The sequence below is a fragment of the Sorangium sp. So ce834 genome, from assembly GCF_051521425.1.
Lineage (GTDB): Bacteria > Myxococcota_A > Polyangia > Polyangiales > Polyangiaceae > Sorangium > Sorangium cellulosum_D.
The window spans coordinates 211,729-232,832 of sequence record NZ_CP150351.1 but is presented as its reverse complement, the minus strand read 5'-3'; the positions used below and the strand labels follow the sequence as shown (position 1 = coordinate 232,832).

The window sequence follows — 21,104 nt, the reverse complement described above, 5'->3', positions numbered from 1 at the left end:
TCGCCCGGCCCGCGCCCCCGGCCGCGCGCGCGGCCCGGCGCGCCGCGCGGTCAGCCCCACCCCTCCAGCACGATCTTCCCCACGGTCTGCCCCGACTCCAGGCGCGCGTGCGCGGCGCGCAGGTTCGCCGCGTCGATCCGGCCGAGGTGCTCGCGGCGCGTCGAGCGGAGGCGCTTCGCGTCCACCCACGTCGCCACGCGCGTGAGGATCTCCCGCTGCGCGACCATGTCCGGGGTCCCGTGGAGCGACCGCGTGAACATCAGCTCCCACGAGAAGCTCGCGCTCTTCGACATGAGCTTGCCGAGGTCGACCGGCCCCGACGTCTCGACGATGCCCACGATGCGCCCGAGCGGCGCCACGACGTCCGCCATCGTGTCCCACCACGCCTCGGTGCTCTGCGTGTTGAAGATCAGCTCCACGCTCTGCATGCCCGCGGCCTCGAGCTGCGGGCGGAGCGGCGCGCGGTGGTCGACGAGGACGTCGGCGCCGAGGAGCGCCGCCCACGCCCGGCTCTCCTCGCGCGACGCGGTGGCGACGACGCGCAGCCCGGCGGCCTTCGCGAGCTGCACCACCATCGAGCCCACGCCGCCGGCGCCGCCGATGACGAGCACCGTACGCCCGGCGTCGCGGCCGTCGGGCTCGACGCCGAGGCGCTCGAACAGCCCCTCCCACGCGGTCAGCGCGGTGAGCGGCAGCGCCGCCGCGTCGGCGAACCCGAGCGTCCGCGGCATCGGCCCGGCGATGCGCTCGTCGACGAGGTGCACCTCGGCGTTGCTGCCGGGCCGCGCGATGCTCCCCGCGTAGTACACGCGGTCCCCCGGGCGGAAGGCGGTGACCTCCGCGCCGACCGCCTCGACGACGCCGGCGGCGTCCCAGCCGAGCACGCGCGGCGCGTCCTCGACCCGGGGCTTCGGCGAGCGGACCTTCACGTCGACCGGGTTCACGGCCACCGCGCGCACCCGCACGCGCAGGTCGCGCGGCCCCGGCTCCGGCTCCGGAAGCTCGACGTCGAGCAGGCTCTCGGGGTGATCGATCGGGAGGTAACGGTGGAGTCCTACGGCGCGCATGGCGTTCTCCTCTCCGGGGCCGGCAGAAGGCCCCGTCGCGCGTCGAAAGGTGCACCCGGCGGCCGCAGCGCACAATCGGCCCGCGAAGACGTAGATCTGTGAATGCGGTTCATCAATGACGCCGACACGACGGCCGAGCTCACCCCGTCGCCAGGCGGTCCGCGGCCGTCAGCGCGCCCGGAGCGCCTCGTCGAGATCGGTCCAGAGATCGTCGAGCGACTCGAGGCCGATCGAGAGCCGGAGCAGGTTCGGGGGCGCCAGCGTCCGCGGGCCCTCCACGGTCGCCCGGTGCTCGATCAGGCTCTCGACGCCGCCGAGGGAGGTCGCGCGGAGAAAGACCTTCGCGCGTCCGGCGACGCGGAGCGCGTCCTCGGCGCCGCCGCGCACGAGGATGGAGAGCATCGACCCGAAGCCGCCCTGCATCTGCCGCGCTGCCACCGCGTGACCAGGGTGGGACTCGAGCCCTGGGTACAGCACCCGCTCGACGCCGGCGTGGGCCGCGAGGCGGCGGGCGAGCGCGAGGGCGGTGGCGCTCGCCCGGCCGACGCGCACGAAGAGCGTCCGCATGCCCCGCAGGAGGAGCCACGCCTCGAACGGGCCGGGGACCGCGCCCTGCACGTGGCGGAGGTGGCGGACGCGCTGCCACGCCTCGTCGTCGCGCGCGGCCACGAGCGCGCCCGCGAGGACGTCGCTGTGGCCGTTGAGCGCCTTGGTGGCGGCGTGCATCACGAGGTCGGCGCCGAGGGCGAGCGGCTGCGTGTGGACGGGCGTGGCGACGGTCGAGTCGACGGCGAGCAGCGCGCCGCGCGCGCGGGCGATGTCGGCCGCGGCCGCGATGTCGACGACGTCCCAGGTGGGGTTCGCGGGCGTCTCGATCCAGACGAGGGACGTCGGGCCGCGCTGCACGGCACCGCGGAGCGCGTCGAGGTCGGTCGCGTCGACGAGCTCGAGATCGACATTCCACGTCGCGCACCACTCGGTCATCCAGAGGCGGAGGCCGTGGTACATCGCGCGCGAGGCGACGAGGCGCGCGCCCGGCCGCACGAGCGCCTGCACGGCCGTGGTCGCGGCGGCCATGCCCGACGCGAACAGGCGCGCGTCGGCGCCGCGCTCGAGGGCGGCGAGCAGCTCCTCGGGCGCGCGGTACGTCGGGTTGTCGTCGCGCGTGTACTCGTGGGCGGCGGGCAGGCGATAGCCCTCGTCGCGCGCGTACGTCGTGCTCGCGTGGAGCGGCGGCACGACCGCGCCGGTCGTGTCGTCGATGAAGTGGCGCGCCTGCGCGGCGAGCGTCTCGGGAGAGGCCATGGGCCGGAGGATAGCGCGGCGGCCGGCGCTCGCGCCCGCCCCGGTCGATGGCCTCGTGGCTCATCGCCGCGGCGGCAAGGGACTGCGAGGAGATTCGACTCAATCCACGCGGACGACGGCGACCTGCGCGATCGTGCCCGGGGGCTCGACGTCGACCGTGACGAAGTGTCGCCCGATGCCGTCGAGCCGCTCGGGGATCGCGCCGCCGCCGCCCGAGATGTACGCCGGGATCCCCGCGTTCTCGAACGCATAGAACGAGTGGATGTGGCCGTAGAACGTGAGATCCACGCGCCCGTCCGCGAGCATCGTGAGCAGCTTGTTCGCCTCGGCGCGGCTCGCGAACGCGCCGTTGCGCGAGCCCACCGGGTCGAGGGGCGCGAGGTGCATCGTGACCACGTGCAGGCGCTCCCGCCCCTCGGCGAGCCAGCCGTCGAGCCACCCGTACGCGAGCGGATCGATCGTCGCGCTCGCCGAGTCGAGCATCGTGAACTGCACGCCCCGGAACGCGAAGCTGAAGTTCCCCCGGCCGAACCACTCGTGATACAGGTCGTCCCGCGTGCCGAGCTCGTGGTTGCCGAGCGTCGCATAGCACGGGAAACGGAGCGTCTTCATCTCGCGCTGGAACCGCTCGAGCTGCTCGGTCGAGCCGCGCGAGGTGAGATCGCCGCTGATGAGCGCGAAGCGGACGCCCTCCGCCTCGTTCATCTTCGCGTAGATGTCCTGAACGCTGTCGATCTTCTCCTGGACATCGGCGAACACCGCGAACCGCCACGGCTCGAGCCGCGCCTCGTCCGGCGGGCGCAGCGAGAGCGCCGCCTCGGCGCCGGGCGGCAGGGAGAGGCGGAAGGTGCGCTGGGTCGGGAACGGCGCCTCGACGAGCTCCACCGGCACGCGCTCGTCGCCGACGCGGGCCGAGAGCTCGGCGTCGGCGAGCATGTTCTCGATCGTGATCGTCCACGGCCCGCCCGCCTCGTCGGTGAGGCGGATCGAGAGCGCGGGCGCGCTCGCCCAGAGCGAGAGCGCGCCGGGCTCGAGGCGGCGGACCGCCGCGAGCCCCTCGTCCACGGCGACGCGCGCCTGGCCCCGGGAGGCCTTCCCCACCTCCAGGTCGCGGCGCGCGCGGCCCTCGGCGACGTCGAGGCAAGACAGGGTGAGCGGCGCGGTGAGGGCGAGCAGCGCGAGGAGAGCGTGTCTCGGGATCATGGCGAGCCTCCAGGGCGGAAGAGCAGCGACAGGCGCCCGACGTACGCGGAGCCGGCCTCCACGTCGGCGAGCAGGCCCCAGCGCGGCGAGGCGTAGAGCCGGCCCTCGAGGCCGAGGTGGCCCGGGACGCCGCTGCCGAGGCCGGGGATCTTCGCGCCGCCGGCATACCCGTCGTGCCGGTGGTCGTAAACCACCTTGGCCTCGCCGCGCGGAGTTCCGGCGTGCCCGAGGTACATGCCGAACGCGAAGTGGGGAATCAAGAGCTCGTTCCCCTCGAACGGGCGTCGGCCGTAGCGGTAGCCCTCGACCGCGATCCCCCACCCCATCTCCGCGAACGAGCCCCGCAGCGTGCGCCCGATGTGGGCGAGATCGAGCCGGCCCTGGAGGGTGACCTCGCCGGTGGTGATCGAGAAGTCGTCGGAGGTGTAGCGATGATGGGTGATCGCGCCCTCGAGCTCGAGGAACGAGCCGTCGGCCGCGCGCGGGCTGTCCGGCGTGCGGGGGCCGAGGAAGCGGTATGCGGCCTCGGCGCGGAGGCGCGCGTTGTCGTCGTTCAGGGAAAACCAGCCTGAGCCCGAGAGGCGGAGCGAGCTCAGGCGCAGATCCATGCCCGGCACGAGGAACGTGCGGTAGGCGAACGTGGGGTCGTACACGTAGGCCATGCCGAGCTGCGTCTCGACCCAGGGCAGCGACCGAGGAGGGCTGCCGGTGCCGCCCTCCGGGGCGAGCACGCCATAGAGGTCCGCGAGGAGGGAGATCCCGAACAGGCCTGCGCCCGTCACGGTGGTGAGCACGATGGGGGCGATGACGCGCCGCGAGGCGCCGGAGACCGCAGCGCCCGCGAGGCCGCCCACGGCGAGCCCGGCGCCCGCGCCCTCGAGCCCCAGGAGGATCCAGCCCGTGCGCGCCTCGCCCAGGAGGAAGTGCCCGGTGCCGTGCGCGATGACCCCGGGGATCACCGCGCCGGCCGCGGCGAGGGCGCGCCGCCCGGTGGAGACGCCCTCCTTTGGCGGCGCGGCGGCCGCAGGCGCTTCGCTCGATGCGGCGGACGCAGGCGCTTCGCTCGATGCGGAGGCCGCAGGCGCTTCGCTGGGCGCGGGCGTGGCCGGGGAGCCCGGCGCGCCCTTGCCCTCCCCGGCCTGGGCCGGCGCGGCGACGAGGAGGAGCAGCAGGGCGAGGAGGTGGCCTGTCGTACGCGGGGTCCTCAGCATCGAGCTCTGCGCGGCGGACACCTACCGTGACACGGTCTCGCGGGCTTTGCACGCGTCGAGCGACCGTCTTGCTGGTGCTGGGCCTCGTCGGGCTCCCGCGCGAGCGCGACCTGCGCGGCGCGGTTGCTCCTGGTGAAGGGAAAGCTCGAGCAGGGAGAGGTGATTCACGTGTTCGCGCTCGAGCTCGAGCTCGAGCGGTTCAGCCTGCCAGCGGACGAGGAGCTGCCGGTGCCAGGTCCTTGCGGATCGCCTTGCCCTTGAACGTCAGTCCATCGGGCACCCAGAGGACGGTGCTCAGTAACACCAGCCCGCCCGCGGCGCTATCGCGGCGGGCATTCCTCTTCGGGCTCCTCACGGCCGCGCGCTTTTCACCACGACCAGGGCAGCAGGCTCGTGTAGTTCGACATAATGGCTTGGCACGTCGGCAAACTGCGGTATGAGGCCGCGGAAGTCTTGATAGATCGCGCGGGCGCCGTGCCGCAGCAGGGTCGGATCGCCGCCGATGCCGACGCACAGGGCGCCGCTCTGGACCGCCGCCTTAACCCCGCTCTCGGAATCCTCGAACACCAGACATTCTGCGATCGGTACCTCCAGCCGCCTGGCCGCCAGCAAGTAGCTGTCCGGGTGCGGCTTACCGAGCGCCACGTCGTCACGGCTGATCACGGTGGCAAAGGCGCTCCTCAGATCGTGCTGTCGTAATACGTAGCCGATCCGTGCCGGCCAGCTGCTCGTCACCAGCGCGAGCGGCACCCGGGCATGGCGCAAGGCGTCCAGCAGCTCGGCGACGCCCGGCACCAGAGCACAAGGGGCGGTTTCCTCCTCCGCGTCGACACGTTGCTTGATCGCCTGGCGCTCGGCCTCGGAGACCCTGCCAAACAGCGCGTCTAGCGTGTAACTGCCCGGTCGCCCGTGGATGTGCGCCTGTATGCAGGCCTCGGTCAGGGTAATGCCGTAAGCGCGCGCCACGCTGGTCCAAGCGCGTTCGATCACCTGACGAGATTGGAGCAACACGCCGTCCATGTCAAAAAGGACGGCGGAGAACTGCGCGCGCGTCATCCTTTGCTCCTGTTCGTTGGTTGGCCAAATAGGCTGTGACGGTGCCGCCGAGAGCGATCAGCGCCATACATAGATAGGCCCGGCTCGGGCTGATGTCGAACAGCCAGCCGGCGAGCGGGGTTACGATGCCCATTGGCAACGCCACTGCTAGAGAGTAGTAGAGTCCTTGAATTAGCGTGCGCACGCCCTCGGGAGAGTGGTCGCGAAGATAGCGCATCAGCGCAGAGTGATAAGCGGCAAAGCTGGCGGCGTGAAGCAGCTGACCCGCCAGGATTGACACCAGTCCGCCGCCCAGCGCGGCGAGCAGCCAGCGTAGCACGGCGCACAGCCCGGACAGCACGATCACTTGCAGCGGGGCGATGCTCCGCATCACCCGCGCCGACAGGGCGAAATAGCTAATTTCGGCTATCACTGCCACTGCCCAGAACGCGCCGATCAGCGGAGGGGAGTAGCCAGCGGCGCTCCACATATTGGATGCTGTCGAGAAGTACAGGCAGTGACTGAGCTGGATCAGGCCTGCGGCGGCCAAGGCTAGCAGCAGCGGCGCGTTGCGCAGCTGCCGCCAGTCAGGGGCTGGCCGCTTGGCGACCGGACACACCGACCCACTCACGCGGCGTTGTGCGGCTATGCTGAAACAGGTCTTCGCGGTCAGCAGCATGCAGGCCGCCACCAGGCCGGGCACCAGGCCTTGGCCAAAGCGCTCGAGCAAGCTGCCTGCACCGATGCTCGCCAGCACGAATGCCAGCGAGCCCGCGGCGCGGATAAGGCCGTAGTCGTGAAGCGCCTGCTTGTCGAGCTCCAGTAGATATGATTCACCCAGCGGCAGCACCGCTGTCCACAGTCCCCCGTAAAGGATGGTAATCAGCAGATATAGGCCGACATGGTGCGGCAGGTAAAATAGCAGCATGCACAGCGTCGCCAGCAGCGCCGCTGCCGCCGCGAGGCGCATCTGGCCAAAGCGCCAGTCGGCGAGGTAGGCGAGCGAGAAGCCGACCAGGACCTGCGGCCAGTAGGCGGCGGCGATGAACAGACCGATATCGCTGTTGCGATAACCGAGCGACCTGAGCCATGTCGGCCAGAAAGGATAGAGAATGCCTTCTGCCGCGAAGTAGTACAGGTAGATTCGGTACATCGGGTGGGGTCGATGGCGGGCGGACGGATGACGGTGGCACCCGCCCGCGCCGCTGAGGGCCTATTCGAAATACTGCCTGGCGAAGCGGTTGCGGCCTCTCTTCCACACCAGGATCTGCTCGTTCATCACCACGAAGTCGACCATGCCAGCTCGCAGCGCATCAAACGCGTCGCGAGCGCTGCTGATAATCGGCTCCTCATGCTTGTTGAACGAGGTGTTGATCAGCGCCAGCTGGGCCGTACGGGCATGCCAGGCGGCGAGCAACCGGTGCATGAACGGGTCGCTCTGCGGGTAGACGATTTGCGGACGGGCGGTGCCGTCGATGTGCACCGCTGCCGGGCAGGCTCGGCAGAACTCAGGGTGGCACTCGTAGGTCATGGTCATGAAGTCGGCCGCTACCTGGTCGGGCTTCCAGCCGATATAGCTTTGGGCGGCATGCTCGACGGCGCTGACCGGTGCGAACGGCATGAACTCGGTGCGGTGCATCCGAGCGTTCAGCCAGTCGTTCACGCTCTTGTCGGCGGCGTGATAGATGATACTCCGGTTGCAGAGCGCGCGCGGCCCGAACTCCATCCGCCCCTTGACCATGCCGAGCACCTGGTCATGGGCCAGCGCCTCGACGAGGCTGGAGATGATGTTGTCGGGCCGGTGATAGCTCAGCTCCGGATAATCGCCCGACAGCAGAGCCAGGGCGGCTCGCGTGTCGCCGGAATCGGGGCCCAGCGCCATCGACGGGGTGGAGAATCGGCTACCGCGCTTGAGGTAGGCAGCGCCGACCGCGGCCGCCAGTGCCAGGCCGCCATCACCCATGCACGGCAGCACGTAGACATTCTCAACTCCGCGAATTTCACGCAGGCGTTGGTTGATCTTGACATTGCCAAACACTCCGCCAGCGAGGCACAGGTTTTCATCCCCGTCGCAATCGAGGTGATGGCGAACCGTATCGACCAGCAGGTTTTCGGTATGACGCTGCGCCGCAGCCGCGATGTCCTCCGGCTTTTCCTGGGCCAGCAGCGCTCTGAGCCGGTCGCTATAACCGTCGTAGGATGGCTGATACAATTCGCCGCAGCGGGCGCGGATCCTGCCGTCCGCGAAGTCGATCATCTGTTGCATCAATGGCAGGAGTTTCTCCGGGTCGCCGTGGGCGGCCAGTCCGGTGATCTTGCCCTCGTGGCGGTTCGGCGTGTAGCCGAGCAGCCGGGTGATGCGGCCATAGAAGTAACCCAGGCTGTCGATGCTGGTTTCACGCTGTAGCACCGTACTGCCGTTTGGACCGTAGCGGCTGACGGTCAGCGACTGGTAATCGCCACGACCGTCGCAGGTGAGCACGAGCGCCCGCTCGAACGGTGAGCACACAAAGGCGCCCAGAGCATGGCACTCGTGATGGTCGAGGTAGATCGCCTTGTCGCGCAAGCCGCGCTCAGCCAAGAAGGTATCGAACTCCAGGCGCTTGGCCTTGTCGTTGTGGATCTCGTCGGTGATGCGCCGGCGGACATGCACCAACCCGGCCGGATTCTGGGTGGCCTCTTCGACGATGCGGTCGAAGTACAGCGGCAGGTGCTTATCGGCGTTGAAGCCGGCATTCCAGCCGTATGCAATGTAGTCTACCTGCTCCAGGCGGAGCCCGGCAGCGCCCAGCACATAGGCGATCGAGCGCGCCGGCCAGACCTTGTCGTCCTTCCTGCGAGTAAACCGCTCTTCGCTGACCGCCGCAACGATATTGTTATCCCTGACCAGGCAGGCGCCAGCCAGGTCGTTATTGCTGATTCCAACCACAATCATATCGATCCATCCACATCTCACGAGCCGTTCAATCGCTGCGCTTGCCGTCGAACGCCGGCGGTTTCGCCGGCCGGCGGCTTCACCGCTCGAGGTCTCCGCGCACCGGCTAAATCACCCCCGGCGGGCGCCCTGTGCGGTCCACGTTGATCGGCCCACGTTTTACCGCGCTCGCTTGGTCGAGCGCCGCATCTGCACCGACTTGTGCAGTTGCCGTGCCACCCTCGCCAACAGGGCGAGGCCGCCTTTCCACGGCCGACGGCGCGATAACCAAAGGCGACCGAGCGCCCTCGGGTTGCGATGGAAGCGGCGTGTTGGCGAGCAAGAATTTGCGTGCGCGCGCAAACTCGTCTCGCGCGTCGCCTACGGCGAGGGCTGTCTGGTCGGCGCGATGTCTGACGCGCGGAGCTAGGCCCCTCGCTGCCGCTCGAGCCGCTCCCGCATGACGTTGGGGATCCTCCCCGCCGCCTCGATCGCCCTCTCGAGCGCCGCCTTCGCCTGCTCGTGGAGGCCGCGCCGCGAGCGCGCCCGCGCGCGCGCCTCGATGACCTCGATCTGCTCCTGCCCCACCGAGTGGCGCGCCGACCGCTCCTCGAGCTCGTCCCACGCCTCGTCGCTCGCGTCCCGCGTCGCCAGGTCGATCATCGACCACAGCACCTCTTCGGCGGGGGCCATCGCCGCGTCCTCGCGCCCCGCCGCCGCGGCCTTCGCCTGCTGCGCCCGGATCCCCTCGATGATCTCCCGCGCCCGGCCCTCCTCGCCGCGGTAAAGGAGCAGCCTCGCCTGGAGGAGGTGCACCACCGCCCGCGCCTCCTCCCCGCGCTGCTGGCGCTCCAGCGCCACGGTCCGCTCCACGCGGGGCGTGGCCGCGTCCAGGTCGCCCATCAGGTAGAGGTACTCGCCCAGGTTGAACTCCCCCACGACCTCCATCGTGCCGAGCCCCAGCTCGCGCGAGATGGAGAGAGAACGGCACAGGTCCAGGACCATCCCCTCGTTGTCCCCGAGGCACGCGCGGAGCATCGCCCGGTTGTTGATCGCGGGCCCGAGATGCAGGAGATCGCCGCGCTCCTCGCACATGTGGATCGCCCGATCTAGCACCGCGCGTGCCTCGTCCAGCTTGCCCAGCCCCGGGTAGATGAAGCCCAGCAGGAGCAGCGACACCACCAGCGTCTCGTAGCCCTCGTCGCCCAGCCCTTCTGCCTGCGCCGCCGCGCGCTCGAACTGCTGCGCCGCCTCCTCCTCGCGGCTCTCGCGGTGGAGCGAGCGCGCCACCGCCATCGACAGGCGCGCCGCGAGCGCCGGCAGCAGATCCCCCGGCGCGAGCGCCCCCGCCTCCTCCACCCGCTGCTTCGATCGCCCGTAGTCATCCATCCAGTCGAGCGCCGTGGCCTCGTCGAGCAGGATCTCGACCTGCTCGGTCACGTCGCCCTCCTCGACCGCCATCGCGCGCGCGCGATCGAGATCCCCGAGCGCGTCGTGGTAGCGGCCCAGCCGGTAGCGCATGAGCCCGCGGCCCCGGTACGCCGCCCTCCGCCGCGCCCCGCGCTCCGGGGCCGGCTGCGCGAGCGCCCGGCTGTAGTGGAGCTCCGCCTCCACGTAGGCGTGGCGCGCCCGCGCCCGCTCGGCGAGCTCCAGGTAGACCTCCTCGGCGACCGTGGCGAGCCCCGCCTCGGCCGCGTGGTGCGCGATCTTGTGCCGCCGCTGGTCCCGGCCCTCGTGCGCCGCCTCGCGGTGGTGCTCGTACGCGGCCAGGTGGATCCGCCGCCGCTCGGCCTCGGCGACGTCCTGCGCGACGGCCTCCCGCACCATCGCGTGCCGGAAGCGCAGCCGGCCCTTCCGCTCGTCGACCAGCACGCCCGCCCTCAGCAGCCGCTCGGTCCCGACGCGCGCGTCGAGCGGGAACGCCGCGCCGTCGCCGCGGAGATCCAGCTGGCGCAGCACGCCCGCGATCTCGTCGATCGACACCTCGGCGCCCAGCAGCGAGACGAGCCGCGCGTGCGCCCCGAGCGCCGGCCCGAGCGCCTCGATCTCCGCCTGCGCCAGTGGATCGAGCTCCGGCAAGGCAGGCAGGCTGTCGAGCTCGTCCGTCGCCAGGTACCACGCGTCGCCCCGCCGGTGCCGGCGCAGGATCCCCTCGCGCTTGAGCCCGTGCACGAGCTCCACGAGGATCAGCGGCACCCGCTGGGAGCGCTCGAGCAGGCGATCGATCGCCGGCTCCGGCACGTCCCGCGCGGGCAGGAGCAGCCGCCGGCACAGCGCCCGCGCGCTCTCGTCGTCCAGCGGCTCGAGCCGCAGCGCCTCGCGCCGGGCGGCGCGCTCGCCCCAGGAAGGGTTCGCCTCGGCGAACGCCGGGCGCCCCATCGCGCAGATCCACAGCGGCGTGGCCTCATCCGCTAGCGCCGCGTACTCGAGCGCCGCGAGCGTCGCGTCGCGGGCGTAGTGCGCGTCGTCGAGGACGACGAGCACGGGCGCCGCGGCCGCGCTCCGGCGCAGGCACTCGCCCGCGGCCCGCACGCGCGCCGAGTGCAGCGCGCCGGGCGCGGCCCGGAGCGCCTCGAGCTCCGGGAAGATCTCGACGCCCGTCTGCTCGTCCACCCACCCGAGCGCCATCGCGAGCCCCGAGCAGAGCTCCTCGCCGACCGCGGGGCCGAGCCGCTCGGCGAGCGCCGCGCGGACGCCGCTCTCCGGGGGCTCCTCGGGCACGCCGAGCGCCTCACGCACGAGCTCGTGGAGCGTCGCGTCCGAGGCGGCGCTCGTCGGCTCGTGCCCCCGGAGATCGATGATGTGGGCGCGCGGCAGGCGCTCCCGGAGCCGCCTGACGAGCTCGGCGAAGAGGCTGCTCTTGCCGTGGCCGGGCCCGCCCGTCAGGGAGACGACCGTGGGCTGCCTCAGGCGGAGCGCCTCCTCGGCGCTCTGCAGGAGCTGCTCGAGAATGTCGCGGCGGCCGACGAACGCGTCGGGCCGCGTCGCCTCCCGCGACTGGTCCTCGATGCCCGGCGGCAGCTCGTCGGCCGCCGGGGCGTGCGGCGCCTCCGGGAGCGCGGCCGACGCCTCGGGCGTGAGGAACGGCCCGGTCGGCCCGGAGGCGGAGGGCCACCGCTCGGCGCGCGAGAAGAGCGGGCTCAGGAGACGCCGCGTCCCGTCCGCGCGCCCCTGGATCGACACCGGCGCGAGATCGATGAGCACCCGCCCGCACACCCCGCGCCGCAGCAGCTCGTCGGCCGCGCGCCGCGCGCGGCGGGCAGGGCTGGCCGCGCCCTCCTGGGCGAAGACGCCCACGTAACGCGCGCCCGAGGCGTGCGCGAGCTCGCCGCCGAGCGCCCGGAGCCGGCGCTGCACGGCGATGCGATCGGACGCGCTCTCGAAGAACAGCAGCCCCATCACGCGGCGCTCGATGCCGGCCACGGAGCGCGGCGCCTCGCGCTCGCCCGCCGTGCGCTCGTCCCGGAGCGCGCGCTCCAGCGCCACGCGGAGCTCGGTCGCGCTCGCGAACCGCTCGCTCCGTTCCTTGGCCAGGCAGCGGTGCACCACCTCCTCGACCGCCCGCGGCACGGCCGCGCTGGCCGACAGGCGCGGCGGCCTGCGGCTCCGGTGGTCCTCCAGCACCGCCGCGCGCGGCCCCCAGAACGGGGGCCGGCCCGCGAAGAGCTCGTAGAGGATGACGCCCATCGCGTAGATGTCGGCGCGCGCGTCGAGATCGGCCCACCCGGCGGACTGCTCCGGCGCCATGTACTCGGCCGTGCCGACGGCCAGGTCCTCGTCCTGCCCGTCGTAGCGCCGCCCCACGACGCGGGCGATGCCGAGGTCGATGAGTGTCGCCTTGTGCTGATCGACGAGGATGTTCTCGGGCTTGAGGTCGCAGTGCACGTAGCCGCGGGCGTGCACGGCCTCGAGGGTCGCGAGGGTCGCGAGCCCGAGCCGGGCGGCCTCCTCGAGCTGCGGCGCGGGGCGCGCCGCGAGCCGGGCGGCGAGCGTGGGCGCGGCGATGTGCTCGATCACCGCGTAGGGCGAGCCGTCGTCCAGCGCCCCCCACGCGTGCACGGCGGGCACGTGGGGGGCGCCGATCGACGAGAGCGCGTCGACCTCACCCCGGAGGCGCTGGGCCGCGCCGCGCCGGTCCGCGCGCGCGAGCTTGATGGCCACGCGCGCCCCGCCGCCCTCGGGCTCGGCCTCGACGACGAGGCCGAAGCCGCCCTGCCCCAGCGTCCTCCGGGTCCAGTAGCCGGGGAACCGCGGCAAGGAGACGGGGACGACCGCCGTGATGTCCGGCGGGATCGACGACTGGCCGGCCTGCGGCCGAGCGGACGGCGTGCACTCGGGGCACGCCCCCTGGCTCCGCCGCCCGCAGGCCGGACAGCGCCCCGCCTCACGGACCGGGCGTTCCTGCTCCTCACCTCGCAGCGCTTCCGAGCGCATTCACGCTCCTAGGGGGCGGGCGGCAAGAACGTGGTGATCACCTCGTCCATGCGCTCCCACGGCGAGACCGAAGGATTCCTGAGACACCCCCTGTAGAAGCCGTTCACCGTGTCCGTCCCGTTGCAGATGGTATCGCAGGAGCCCACGATCACCATCGGACCACACTGCTGAACGGTCGTGGCCCCGCTCCCCGGGTCGACGCTGAGGTGGCCGGCCGCACAGTCGCGCTGCAGCTGGCGCGCGCGCGTGACGCCTGCTGGTGAGTAGCAGGCCCGCAGAAAGGGCGCCTCCGCCGTGCCGAACATGTTGCCCCAGAACGCGCCCTCTCTCACGGGAAAGGCCGTGCGCTCCGCGGCGGACGAGGACATCTCGTTGTTGCGCAGGGAGATCCTCACCGAGACGCCGTACCAGTTTATCCGCGCGGCGAGGCAGGCCGTGATCTGACGCTGAACGTATGTGTTGGGACCGATGGGGGTGGTCGTCCACCAGTGCGCGTACCCGAGCTCGCCGCGGTAGACCTCCGGGTGGGAGACCCCGCCGCTGTCGATCCATGAGAACGAGAACGTCTGGTCGGCGCGCAGCGCACAGCTCACGGTGTAGCGCAGGAGGTCCCTCGCCATGGCGCCGTTCGTTCCCGGGTCCCGGAGGGCCGACAGCGCGTTCTGGCTCAGCGCGTTCTGGCTCAGCGCGTTCTGGCTCAGCGCGTTCAATGTCAGCGAGTTCTGGCTCAGCGCGTTCTGGCTCAGCGCGTTGATCAAGTAGCCGTTGTCGGCCTCGAGCGCGCCCTCCGCCTCCTCGAGCAGCGCTTCCGGATCAGCGTCGAGCTCAGCACCGATGCAGGCAGTGGTAACCAGAGGTACGACGAGCAATGCAGCGAGACGCGCGCAAGAAAGTTCCATGATCGTCTCCCCCTTTCATCTCAGGGTTTTCGAAGCGAGGTCGAGCTATGGGAAAGTTTAAGTTACCATTTGGAAACGCCCCTGTATACGACTTCGTAAAAGTTAATAAAAAACGTATCGCTCGATCAAAAATGTATCGCTTGGCTGAACGAGCGCGGACGAGCGCGGACGAGCGCGAACAACCGCGGGCAAGCGTCGCGTCGGCGGCTGGGCGCACGCAACGCACGCGCAGGTGGTAAGATATCGACGCACCACGCGAAGAGGCGACATGACCGACGAAGATGACGAAACCAGGACGTTGTTGTATGCTGAAAGGCTTATCGCGCACAGCGAGCTCCCGCCAGGCACGATGGCCGGCGAGTACATCCTCGAGGAGTTCATCGCCAAGGGCGGCTGCGGGGCCGTGTTTTCGGCGCGGCACCTCCACACGGAGAAGCGGGCCGCTGTCAAGGTGCTGAACGAGGCAGTGGCCCACTCCACCCGCGTGCTCGACCGGTTCGCGCGCGAGATCGAGGCCCTGCGCAGGATTTCCCACCCGAACATCGTCGAGATCTACGAGGTCGGCGAGATCGACGATCACCGGCCCTTCTACGCGATGGAGCACCTCGAGGGCCAGACGCTCGACGCGCTCATCAAGGCCGAGAAGCGGCTCGGGCTCCGCGACGTGCTGGAGCTGATGGAGCCGGTATGCGCGGCGCTCGGGGCGGCGCACGCTGCAGGGATCATCCACCGGGATGTCAAGGCGAGCAACATCTTCATCTGCTCGGGCCAGCCGCGCACCGTGAAGCTGCTCGACTTCGGCATCGCCAAGATGATGGCCCCCGAGGAGAGCTCGACCTGGTTCACCACCGCCGGACGTATGCCCGGGACGCCATCGATCATGGCGCCTGAGCAGATCCTGGGCGGTCCCATCGATGCGCGGGTCGATATCTATGCGCTCGGGGTACTTCTCCATCGCATGCTGGTAGGTAGATTACCATTCCACACAACCGACACGGACGAGATGGTGCGGAAGCACCTGGAGGAGACGCCGCTGCCCCCGAGCGTGCGGGTCCCGCTGCCTCCCGAGCTCGACGCGGTGGTGCTGCGGTGCATGGAGAAGATGCGTGAGCGGCGTTACAGCTCGGTCGAAGAGCTGATGAGCGCGCTCCGGGACGCCATCGGCGGGCCGGCATCGGTCTCGCCGGGCGGCCCTGATCCGACGCACCCGGCGGTGGCGGTTTACCTGGAGGTGCGGACGCGCGGCGGCGCCGACGAGCTCGACGAGGCGCTGGCCGCCGATATCGGGCAGGTGCTCGACCTCGCGGAGGCGCGGCTCTCGCGCGCGGGCTTCATCCTGGCGTCGCTCACCAGCAACGAGGTGCTCGGGGTGCGCCTCCTCCCGGCCACCGCGGCCGACGAGCGGCGGGCGCGGCGGATGGCGCTCGACGCCGCCGCGTCGCTCCACGAGGCGCTGGCCCAGCGCCCGGACGCGGACCCGCGCGTGCACGTCAACGTGTGCGTCCACGCGGACGAGGTGCACGCGCGCCCCGGGCCGCCGCCCGAGATCACGGGCGGCGCGCTGATGAACGCTGGTCAGTGGGCGCCGGCGGGCGAGGTGCACGGGGTGTTCGCGACGCCGAGCGCGACCGCGGGCATGACGAGCAACGACCCGGCGGAGCCCACGCCAGTGCGATGACCGCGCGATGACCGCGCGATAATCGCGCGGTGGACGGCGTCGCGCTTGCGTCTCCGGCCCGGTCCTCTGTACCTCTCCATCCGAGGAGGGTTCCATGACAAAGGCCGCTGTTCTCCAGTTTCTCCCCGACTGGCTCCACGCGCAGCAGGGCGGGATCGAGCGCCGGGAAACGCTCAGGATCGAATACGACATGAGCCGCCTATCGCGCTGCTTCACCACCTGGCGCGGCGCGAAGATCGGCGACATCGTCGCCTACGTCCGCTTCCACCCGCGCGGCGAGATCGTGCAGGGGAGCGTCGTCGAGGAGGTGCGGGCCGAGGGGAGGCCGCCGGGGCCCGTGGTCGCGCACAGGGCCGCGCCGCTGGAGCTCGCCGTGCCCGACGACGCCACGCGGGTGGAGATGTGGTTTCACCATTTCTCCCAGACCAGCCGCCGCTGCGACGCGTGGGACAGCCGCTTCGGGGAGAACTACTGGTTCGACGTCGGCGGCCCGCCGCCGCGGAGCCCGGCGCAGCCGGTCGTCTACCGCGCGGGGGCGCAGGCGCGGGCCGACGTCACGAACGTGCAGACCGCCCGGGTCTCGAAGATCAACGCGTTCCCGAGGCAGGCCAGCGGGCCGAGCGTCGGTAAGGACATCCAGACGCACCTCGACCTCGTCGCGTGGGTCAGCCACACGGCGTGGGGCGCCAACGCATGGATCGATGTCCACGTGTTCGACGGCGGCGACGCGCTCGTCGACGCCGAGACGCTCCCGCTGGCCTATGCCGGGTTCGGCCCGGTCCAGCAGTATATCTTCACCGGCAAGATCTTCCAGGGATCCACGGCGACGCCAGGATCGGTGTCGCCGCGGCCGGACGCGCGCAAGGTGCAGTTTCGGTTGTACTATGAGCTCGACGGCCAGGTGTTCACCGACGGCATCCTGCACCAGGCGGAGCTCCCCGAAGACGCGCTGATCTGAAAGGCGCCCTGCGCGCGCGCGCCGGGAGCGCGACGCGCCGCGGCGCAGGCCGCCGACGGGCCCTCCCGCGCCCTCGAAGAGGGGCCCTCTTGCTCCTCGAAGCCCCCAGGCGCGCCGGAGGCCGCCGGGCGCGCCGCCCCTTCGAGGGCCCGCGCGCCCCAGACCTCCGCGCCGCGGCGCGACGCGCGCCGCCTCGCCGCGGGAGAGCGCCCCATGGTAAGAGAGCGCTCCCATGGCGAGCCGCTTCTACGTCACGACGCCCATCTATTACATCAACGACGTCCCGCACCTCGGCACCGCCTACACGACGATCGCCGCGGACGTGCTGTGCCGCTATCACCGGGTGCGCGGCCACGAGAGCCGCATGCTCACCGGCACGGACGAGCACGGCCTCAAGATCCAGCGCGCCGCCGAGGCGCGCGGCATGGCGCCGGGCGTCCACGCCGACGAGATCGCCGCGGCCTTCCGCGCCACGTGGCCGAAGCTCGGCTGCGCTCCGGACGACTTCATCCGCACGAGCGAGCCTCGCCACAAGAAGGCCGTGCAGGAGCTGTGGCGCCGCATCCAGGCGCGCGGGGACATCTACCTCGGCCACTACGAGGGGCTCTACTGCGTCGGGTGCGAGGCCTATTATACCGAGAAGGACCTGAAGCAGCCCGGCAACGTCTGCCCGCTGCACCACCGGCCCGCCGAGAGCGTCAAGGAAGAGAGCTACTTCTTCCGCCTCTCCAAGTATGGAGACGCGCTGCTCGACTACTACCGGCGCAACCCCACCTTCGTGCAGCCGGCGAGCCGCCTGAACGAGGTGACGAGCTTCGTGCGCGAGGGGCTCCAGGATCTGTCGGTCTCCCGCACCACGTTCCAGTGGGGCATCCCCGTCCCCGGCGACCCGAAGCACGTCATGTACGTCTGGTTCGACGCGCTGGCGAACTACCTCACCGCGCTCCAGGAGCCCGAGGACAACACGCGCTTCTGGCCGGCGGACGTGCACCTCGTCGGCAAGGACATCCTCCGCTTCCACGCCGTCTACTGGCCCGCATTCCTGCTCTCGGCCGGCTACGGCGAGGCCGAGCTGCCGCGCCAGGTGTTCGCCCACGGGTTCCTCACGTACAGCGGCCAGAAGATGTCGAAGACGCTCCGCAACACCATCAGCCCCGTCGAGGTGGCGGAGGCCCTCTCCGAGGCGGCGGCGGCGGCCCTCCCCGGCGGCGCGGGCGCCGCGGCCGGCGCGCCGCCGGTCGGGGTGGACGTGGTGCGCTATTGCCTCATGCGCGCGATCTCGTTCGGTCAGGACGGCGATTTCAGCATCCAGGACCTCTTGGCCCGGTACGGCTCGGAGCTCGGCAACGCGCTCGGCAACCTGCTGAACCGGGTGCTCCCGTTCGCCGACGAGGTCCCCGAGAAGGGGGAGCTCGGCCCGCTCGAGGAGGAGCTCCTGGCCGCGCAGCGGCAGGCCTCGGCGGCCGCGGCGACGGCGTTCGACGCGCACCAGCCGACGCGCGCGCTCGACGCGATCTGGACGGTGATCGCGGCGGCGAACCTCTACGTCGACAAGGCCGCGCCGTGGGTGGCCAAGAAGACCGATCCGAGGCGCCTCGGGACGATCGTCGCGACCCTGATCGAGCAGCTCGGCGCGATCAGCGTGATGATCTCCCCCGTGATGCCGGAGGTGGCGAGCAGGATGCGGGATCAGCTCGGGCTGTCGCCGCTCGCGCCCGAGCCGGGCAACGACCAGTGGCCGGTGCTCCCCGCGGCCCGCGCGCCCGGCGAGAAGCTCCGCAAGGGCGCGCCGATCTTCCCGCGCCTCGAGAAGGAGAAAGAGGCCGAGCTGCTCGCCCGGTTCGCCCCGCCGCCGGCGGACGCCGAGGCGACCAAGGCCGCGCCCGAGGCGAAGGCCGCGCCCGAGGCGAACGGCGGCGCCGGGGCGGCCGCCCAGCCGGCGCGCCAGGGCAAGAGCCCCGTGCCGTTCGACGACTTCGCCCGGCTGGACCTCCGGATCGGCGTGGTCACGAGCGCCGAGCGCGTGAAGAAGAAGGACCGATTGCTCGATCTGCGGGTCGACACCGGCGACGGCGCGCCCCGGCGCATCATCTCGGGCATCGCCGCGAGCTACGCCCCGGAAGAGCTGGTCGGCAAGCGGGTCATCGTCCTCTGCAACCTGCCGCCGCGCGACTTCGGCAAAGGCCTCGTGTCCGAGGGCATGCTGCTCACCGCCGACGTCGAGGGTCGAGTCCGCACCATCACGGTCGAGGACGCCGCGCCCGGCACGCCGGTGCTCTGACGTCACGCCTCATTCTGTAACTCAAATTACGTTTCCAACCCCGATCGATCTCCGGCGGCGGCGCGTCCTCTCCGGCGCGCTCTCCGCGGGAGAGCCGCCGGCAGCGCCGCAATTGTGCTTTTCGTGACGGCGGGTGGGGGACGACCGGGGGAGCCGGTCCGCGCGCCGGGGGGCATGCTAGCCTTGCTCGATGCGTAGTCGCCTTGGCTCGAGGAGGCGGTGAGCATCTCGTTGCGGGGACGCGAGGCCGTGGCCCTGGCCATGGCGGTCGCGGCGCACCTCGCGATCCTCGCGGCGCCGACGCCCGAGCGACCCCCCGAGGCTGCGGCCGGACCGCCGGCGCTCGTGGACGGCATCGACATCGAGCTCGAATCGCCGTCCCCCCGGGGCGCCGCGGCGGCGCCGGCCGGAGGCGAGGCGGTCGCGAGCGCGCCGGAAGAGGCCGGCGAGGTCGGCAAGGCCACGCTGGCCGAGAAGACGCAGGCGCCCGCGCCGGGCGCCGCGGCCGCCAAGGTCGCCTCGACCGAGCGCGCGAGGCCGGTGCCGGCCGCGCCCGCGGCGCCCGCCGCCGAGCCGAAGGAGGCGCCGGAGGCCGCGGCGCCGGAGCCGGAGGCCGCAGCGCCCGCAGCCGAGGCCGCAGCGCCTGCGGCTGGGACGCCCGGCGACGAGTACGGCGGACCGCCCCCCGCGGCGGGCGCGCCCCCCGCGGCCACGGGCGGCGGCGTCGCGCTCGCGCCCGGGATCGGGACGCCCCTCTGGAGCGTGCCCGGCCTGCTCCCCGGCCCCGACGCGCCGCGCGCGGCCCCGACGGCCGCCCCGCGCGCCCAGCCCATGGATCCGGCGATCGCGGGCAAGGTGCTGAACGAGACGCTGCACGGCAAGGACAAGAGCGTGGGGATCAGCGTCCCGGCCGCGGGCGCGGTGGCGAGCACCTTGGCCGACACGGTGCGCTCCTCGACCGCGCCCCTCGACGCGCGCGCGACGTTCGAGGTCAAGCTCGGCGCCGACGGCCAGGTCCTCGGCGTCCGGCTGGTGAGCGCGACGGCCGGAGACGGCCCCACGTGGGATCGCATCGTGGACGCGGCCAAGGGCGCGCTCGCGGGGAGCGCGCTGCAGATGGGGCCCGACCGGCAGCCGGTGACCGTGACGGTCAAGGTCCAGTCCAAGGTGCAGTATCCGTCCGGCGCCAGGAAGAAGCCCAAGCCGGAGCTCGTGTGCGCCGAGGAGGTGCTCGAGCAGCTCCAGCAAGCGATGGAGAACCCGAACATGCTCGGCGATCGGCGCGGCCTGGGCGACGGGGCGGCGGCCGCCGCCGACATGGATGAGGAAGAGAGAAAGCGGCTCTTCTGCATCCCCGTGGGGCTCCGCGCCGCGGGGGATCTGTCGGATATCGGGGCGCACAGGATCAACGTGGTCTCGGCGTCGTTCGCGGTGAAGCGCGAGGGCGAGCGCGCGCTGCCCCACGAGGACATCCTGCCGATCGACACGCGCGTGCCGTGGGCGCCCAAGGACCCGAAGAAGACGAAGCCGCCGCCGAAGCCGAAGAAGAAGTGGAAGAAGAAGCAGCAGCAGCCTTGAGGCTTCGCTTCGAACGTGACCGTCGATGCCGTCAACGCGAGGATGCCTTGATGGCGGCGAGAGCGGACGTGTACTCGGCCATCGCCGCCGAGATCGTCGCGGCTTGCCGCTCGAGCGACGATGCGCGTTGGAGCGCCTCGCGCTGCCGCGAGAGCGCATCGCGCGCGAGATCATCGTTGCCCGCCAGAACCGCGAGCTCCGCGCATCGCTCCCACTCACCGGCGTTCGCGGCATGCTGTGCAGCCTCTCGCGCCAGCGCCGCGCCGTACTGCTCGAGGGATTCCAGGCGGCGTTCCACCTCGTCGAACCGGCGAGCCTCCTCATCCCCGGCGTTCGGTCGCGCCTTCCCACGTCGCACTCTCGAAAAAACGCGGGCGAGCCAAGAAGGCGCCGTTTCCCGTGCCCGCGCGGGGCCGAGCCGGGCAGCGGCGGCCGCGGCATCATTCATGCGCTTCAGCTCGCGTTCGATTCGCTCGGCGAGCTCGGCGAACTTCTCACCTTGGGAAGCCATGTCGACTCACCAGCCTCGAGACCCTCGCAA

At 71.5% G+C, this 21,104-nt stretch carries 15 protein-coding genes; 5 read left to right on the top strand and 10 right to left on the bottom strand.

Annotated features, from left to right (window positions below; translation table 11 throughout):
• Positions 1 to 50: 50 nt before the first annotated feature.
• The 4 genes from WMF20_RS00860 to WMF20_RS00845 all read right to left on the bottom strand — a co-directional run bounded on the left by WMF20_RS00860 (position 51) and on the right by WMF20_RS00845 (position 4,786).
• On the bottom strand, positions 51 to 1,067 hold the full coding sequence (locus tag WMF20_RS00860; RefSeq protein ID WP_437609820.1) for a zinc-binding alcohol dehydrogenase family protein: 1,017 nt from the start codon (positions 1,065 to 1,067) through the stop codon (positions 51 to 53).
• Positions 1,068 to 1,235: 168 nt separating this feature from the next.
• Complete coding sequence (locus WMF20_RS00855) at positions 1,236 to 2,372, bottom strand: trans-sulfuration enzyme family protein (protein ID WP_437609818.1); 1,137 nt, start codon at positions 2,370 to 2,372, stop codon at positions 1,236 to 1,238.
• Positions 2,373 to 2,471: 99 nt separating this feature from the next.
• Positions 2,472 to 3,575, bottom strand: a complete 1,104-nt coding sequence (locus tag WMF20_RS00850; RefSeq protein ID WP_437609816.1) for a metallophosphoesterase family protein — start codon at positions 3,573 to 3,575, stop codon at positions 2,472 to 2,474.
• Positions 3,572 to 4,786 carry a hypothetical protein gene (locus WMF20_RS00845; RefSeq protein WP_437609814.1) on the bottom strand — a complete coding sequence of 405 codons (1,215 nt, stop codon included), beginning with the start codon at positions 4,784 to 4,786 and terminating at the stop codon, positions 3,572 to 3,574. Before WMF20_RS00845 ends, WMF20_RS00850 begins: the two co-directional genes overlap by 4 nt.
• Positions 4,787 to 4,918: 132 nt before the next feature.
• On the opposite strand from WMF20_RS00845, the gene WMF20_RS00840 reads away from it, so the two are divergent.
• Positions 4,919 to 5,047 (top strand): hypothetical protein, encoded by a 129-nt coding sequence (locus tag WMF20_RS00840; RefSeq protein ID WP_257792760.1) that lies wholly within the window; start codon positions 4,919 to 4,921, stop codon positions 5,045 to 5,047.
• Between the two features lie 90 nt (positions 5,048 to 5,137).
• Here the strand turns inward: WMF20_RS00840 and WMF20_RS00835 are convergent, their stop codons facing one another.
• From WMF20_RS00835 to WMF20_RS00815, 5 genes are all read right to left on the bottom strand, one after another.
• Positions 5,138 to 5,842 carry an HAD family hydrolase gene (locus WMF20_RS00835; RefSeq protein WP_437609811.1) on the bottom strand — a complete coding sequence of 235 codons (705 nt, stop codon included), beginning with the start codon at positions 5,840 to 5,842 and terminating at the stop codon, positions 5,138 to 5,140.
• Positions 5,808 to 6,974, bottom strand: coding sequence for an MFS transporter (locus WMF20_RS00830; protein WP_437609809.1), 1,167 nt, complete (start codon positions 6,972 to 6,974; stop codon positions 5,808 to 5,810). The genes WMF20_RS00835 and WMF20_RS00830 overlap by 35 nt, the downstream gene beginning before the upstream one ends.
• Positions 6,975 to 7,034: 60 nt before the next feature.
• A complete protein-coding gene (locus WMF20_RS00825; protein WP_437609807.1) occupies positions 7,035 to 8,756 on the bottom strand; it encodes a carbamoyltransferase family protein in 1,722 nt (573 codons plus the stop codon).
• Positions 8,757 to 9,161: 405 nt separating this feature from the next.
• A complete protein-coding gene (locus tag WMF20_RS00820; RefSeq protein ID WP_437609805.1) occupies positions 9,162 to 13,169 on the bottom strand; it encodes a serine/threonine-protein kinase in 4,008 nt (1,335 codons plus the stop codon).
• Between the two features lie 8 nt (positions 13,170 to 13,177).
• Positions 13,178 to 14,068, bottom strand: coding sequence for a hypothetical protein (locus WMF20_RS00815; protein ID WP_437609803.1), 891 nt, complete (start codon positions 14,066 to 14,068; stop codon positions 13,178 to 13,180).
• Between the two features lie 268 nt (positions 14,069 to 14,336).
• On the opposite strand from WMF20_RS00815, the gene WMF20_RS00810 reads away from it, so the two are divergent.
• The 4 genes from WMF20_RS00810 to WMF20_RS00795 all read left to right on the top strand — a co-directional run bounded on the left by WMF20_RS00810 (position 14,337) and on the right by WMF20_RS00795 (position 20,563).
• Positions 14,337 to 15,746, top strand: a complete 1,410-nt coding sequence (locus WMF20_RS00810; RefSeq protein ID WP_437609801.1) for a serine/threonine protein kinase — start codon at positions 14,337 to 14,339, stop codon at positions 15,744 to 15,746.
• 94 nt (positions 15,747 to 15,840) lie between these two features.
• On the top strand, positions 15,841 to 16,704 hold the full coding sequence (locus tag WMF20_RS00805) for a DUF6209 family protein (protein ID WP_437609799.1): 864 nt from the start codon (positions 15,841 to 15,843) through the stop codon (positions 16,702 to 16,704).
• Between the two features lie 232 nt (positions 16,705 to 16,936).
• Positions 16,937 to 18,985, top strand: coding sequence for a methionine--tRNA ligase (gene metG / locus WMF20_RS00800; protein WP_437609797.1), 2,049 nt, complete (start codon positions 16,937 to 16,939; stop codon positions 18,983 to 18,985).
• Between the two features lie 219 nt (positions 18,986 to 19,204).
• The gene (locus WMF20_RS00795) at positions 19,205 to 20,563 is read left to right on the top strand and encodes a hypothetical protein (RefSeq protein WP_437609795.1); all 1,359 of its coding nucleotides are present in this window, start codon (positions 19,205 to 19,207) and stop codon (positions 20,561 to 20,563) included.
• 31 nt (positions 20,564 to 20,594) lie between these two features.
• On the opposite strand, the gene WMF20_RS00790 is transcribed toward WMF20_RS00795, so the two are convergent.
• A complete protein-coding gene (locus WMF20_RS00790) occupies positions 20,595 to 21,074 on the bottom strand; it encodes a PspA/IM30 family protein (RefSeq protein WP_437609793.1) in 480 nt (159 codons plus the stop codon).
• Positions 21,075 to 21,104: the final 30 nt, after the last annotated feature.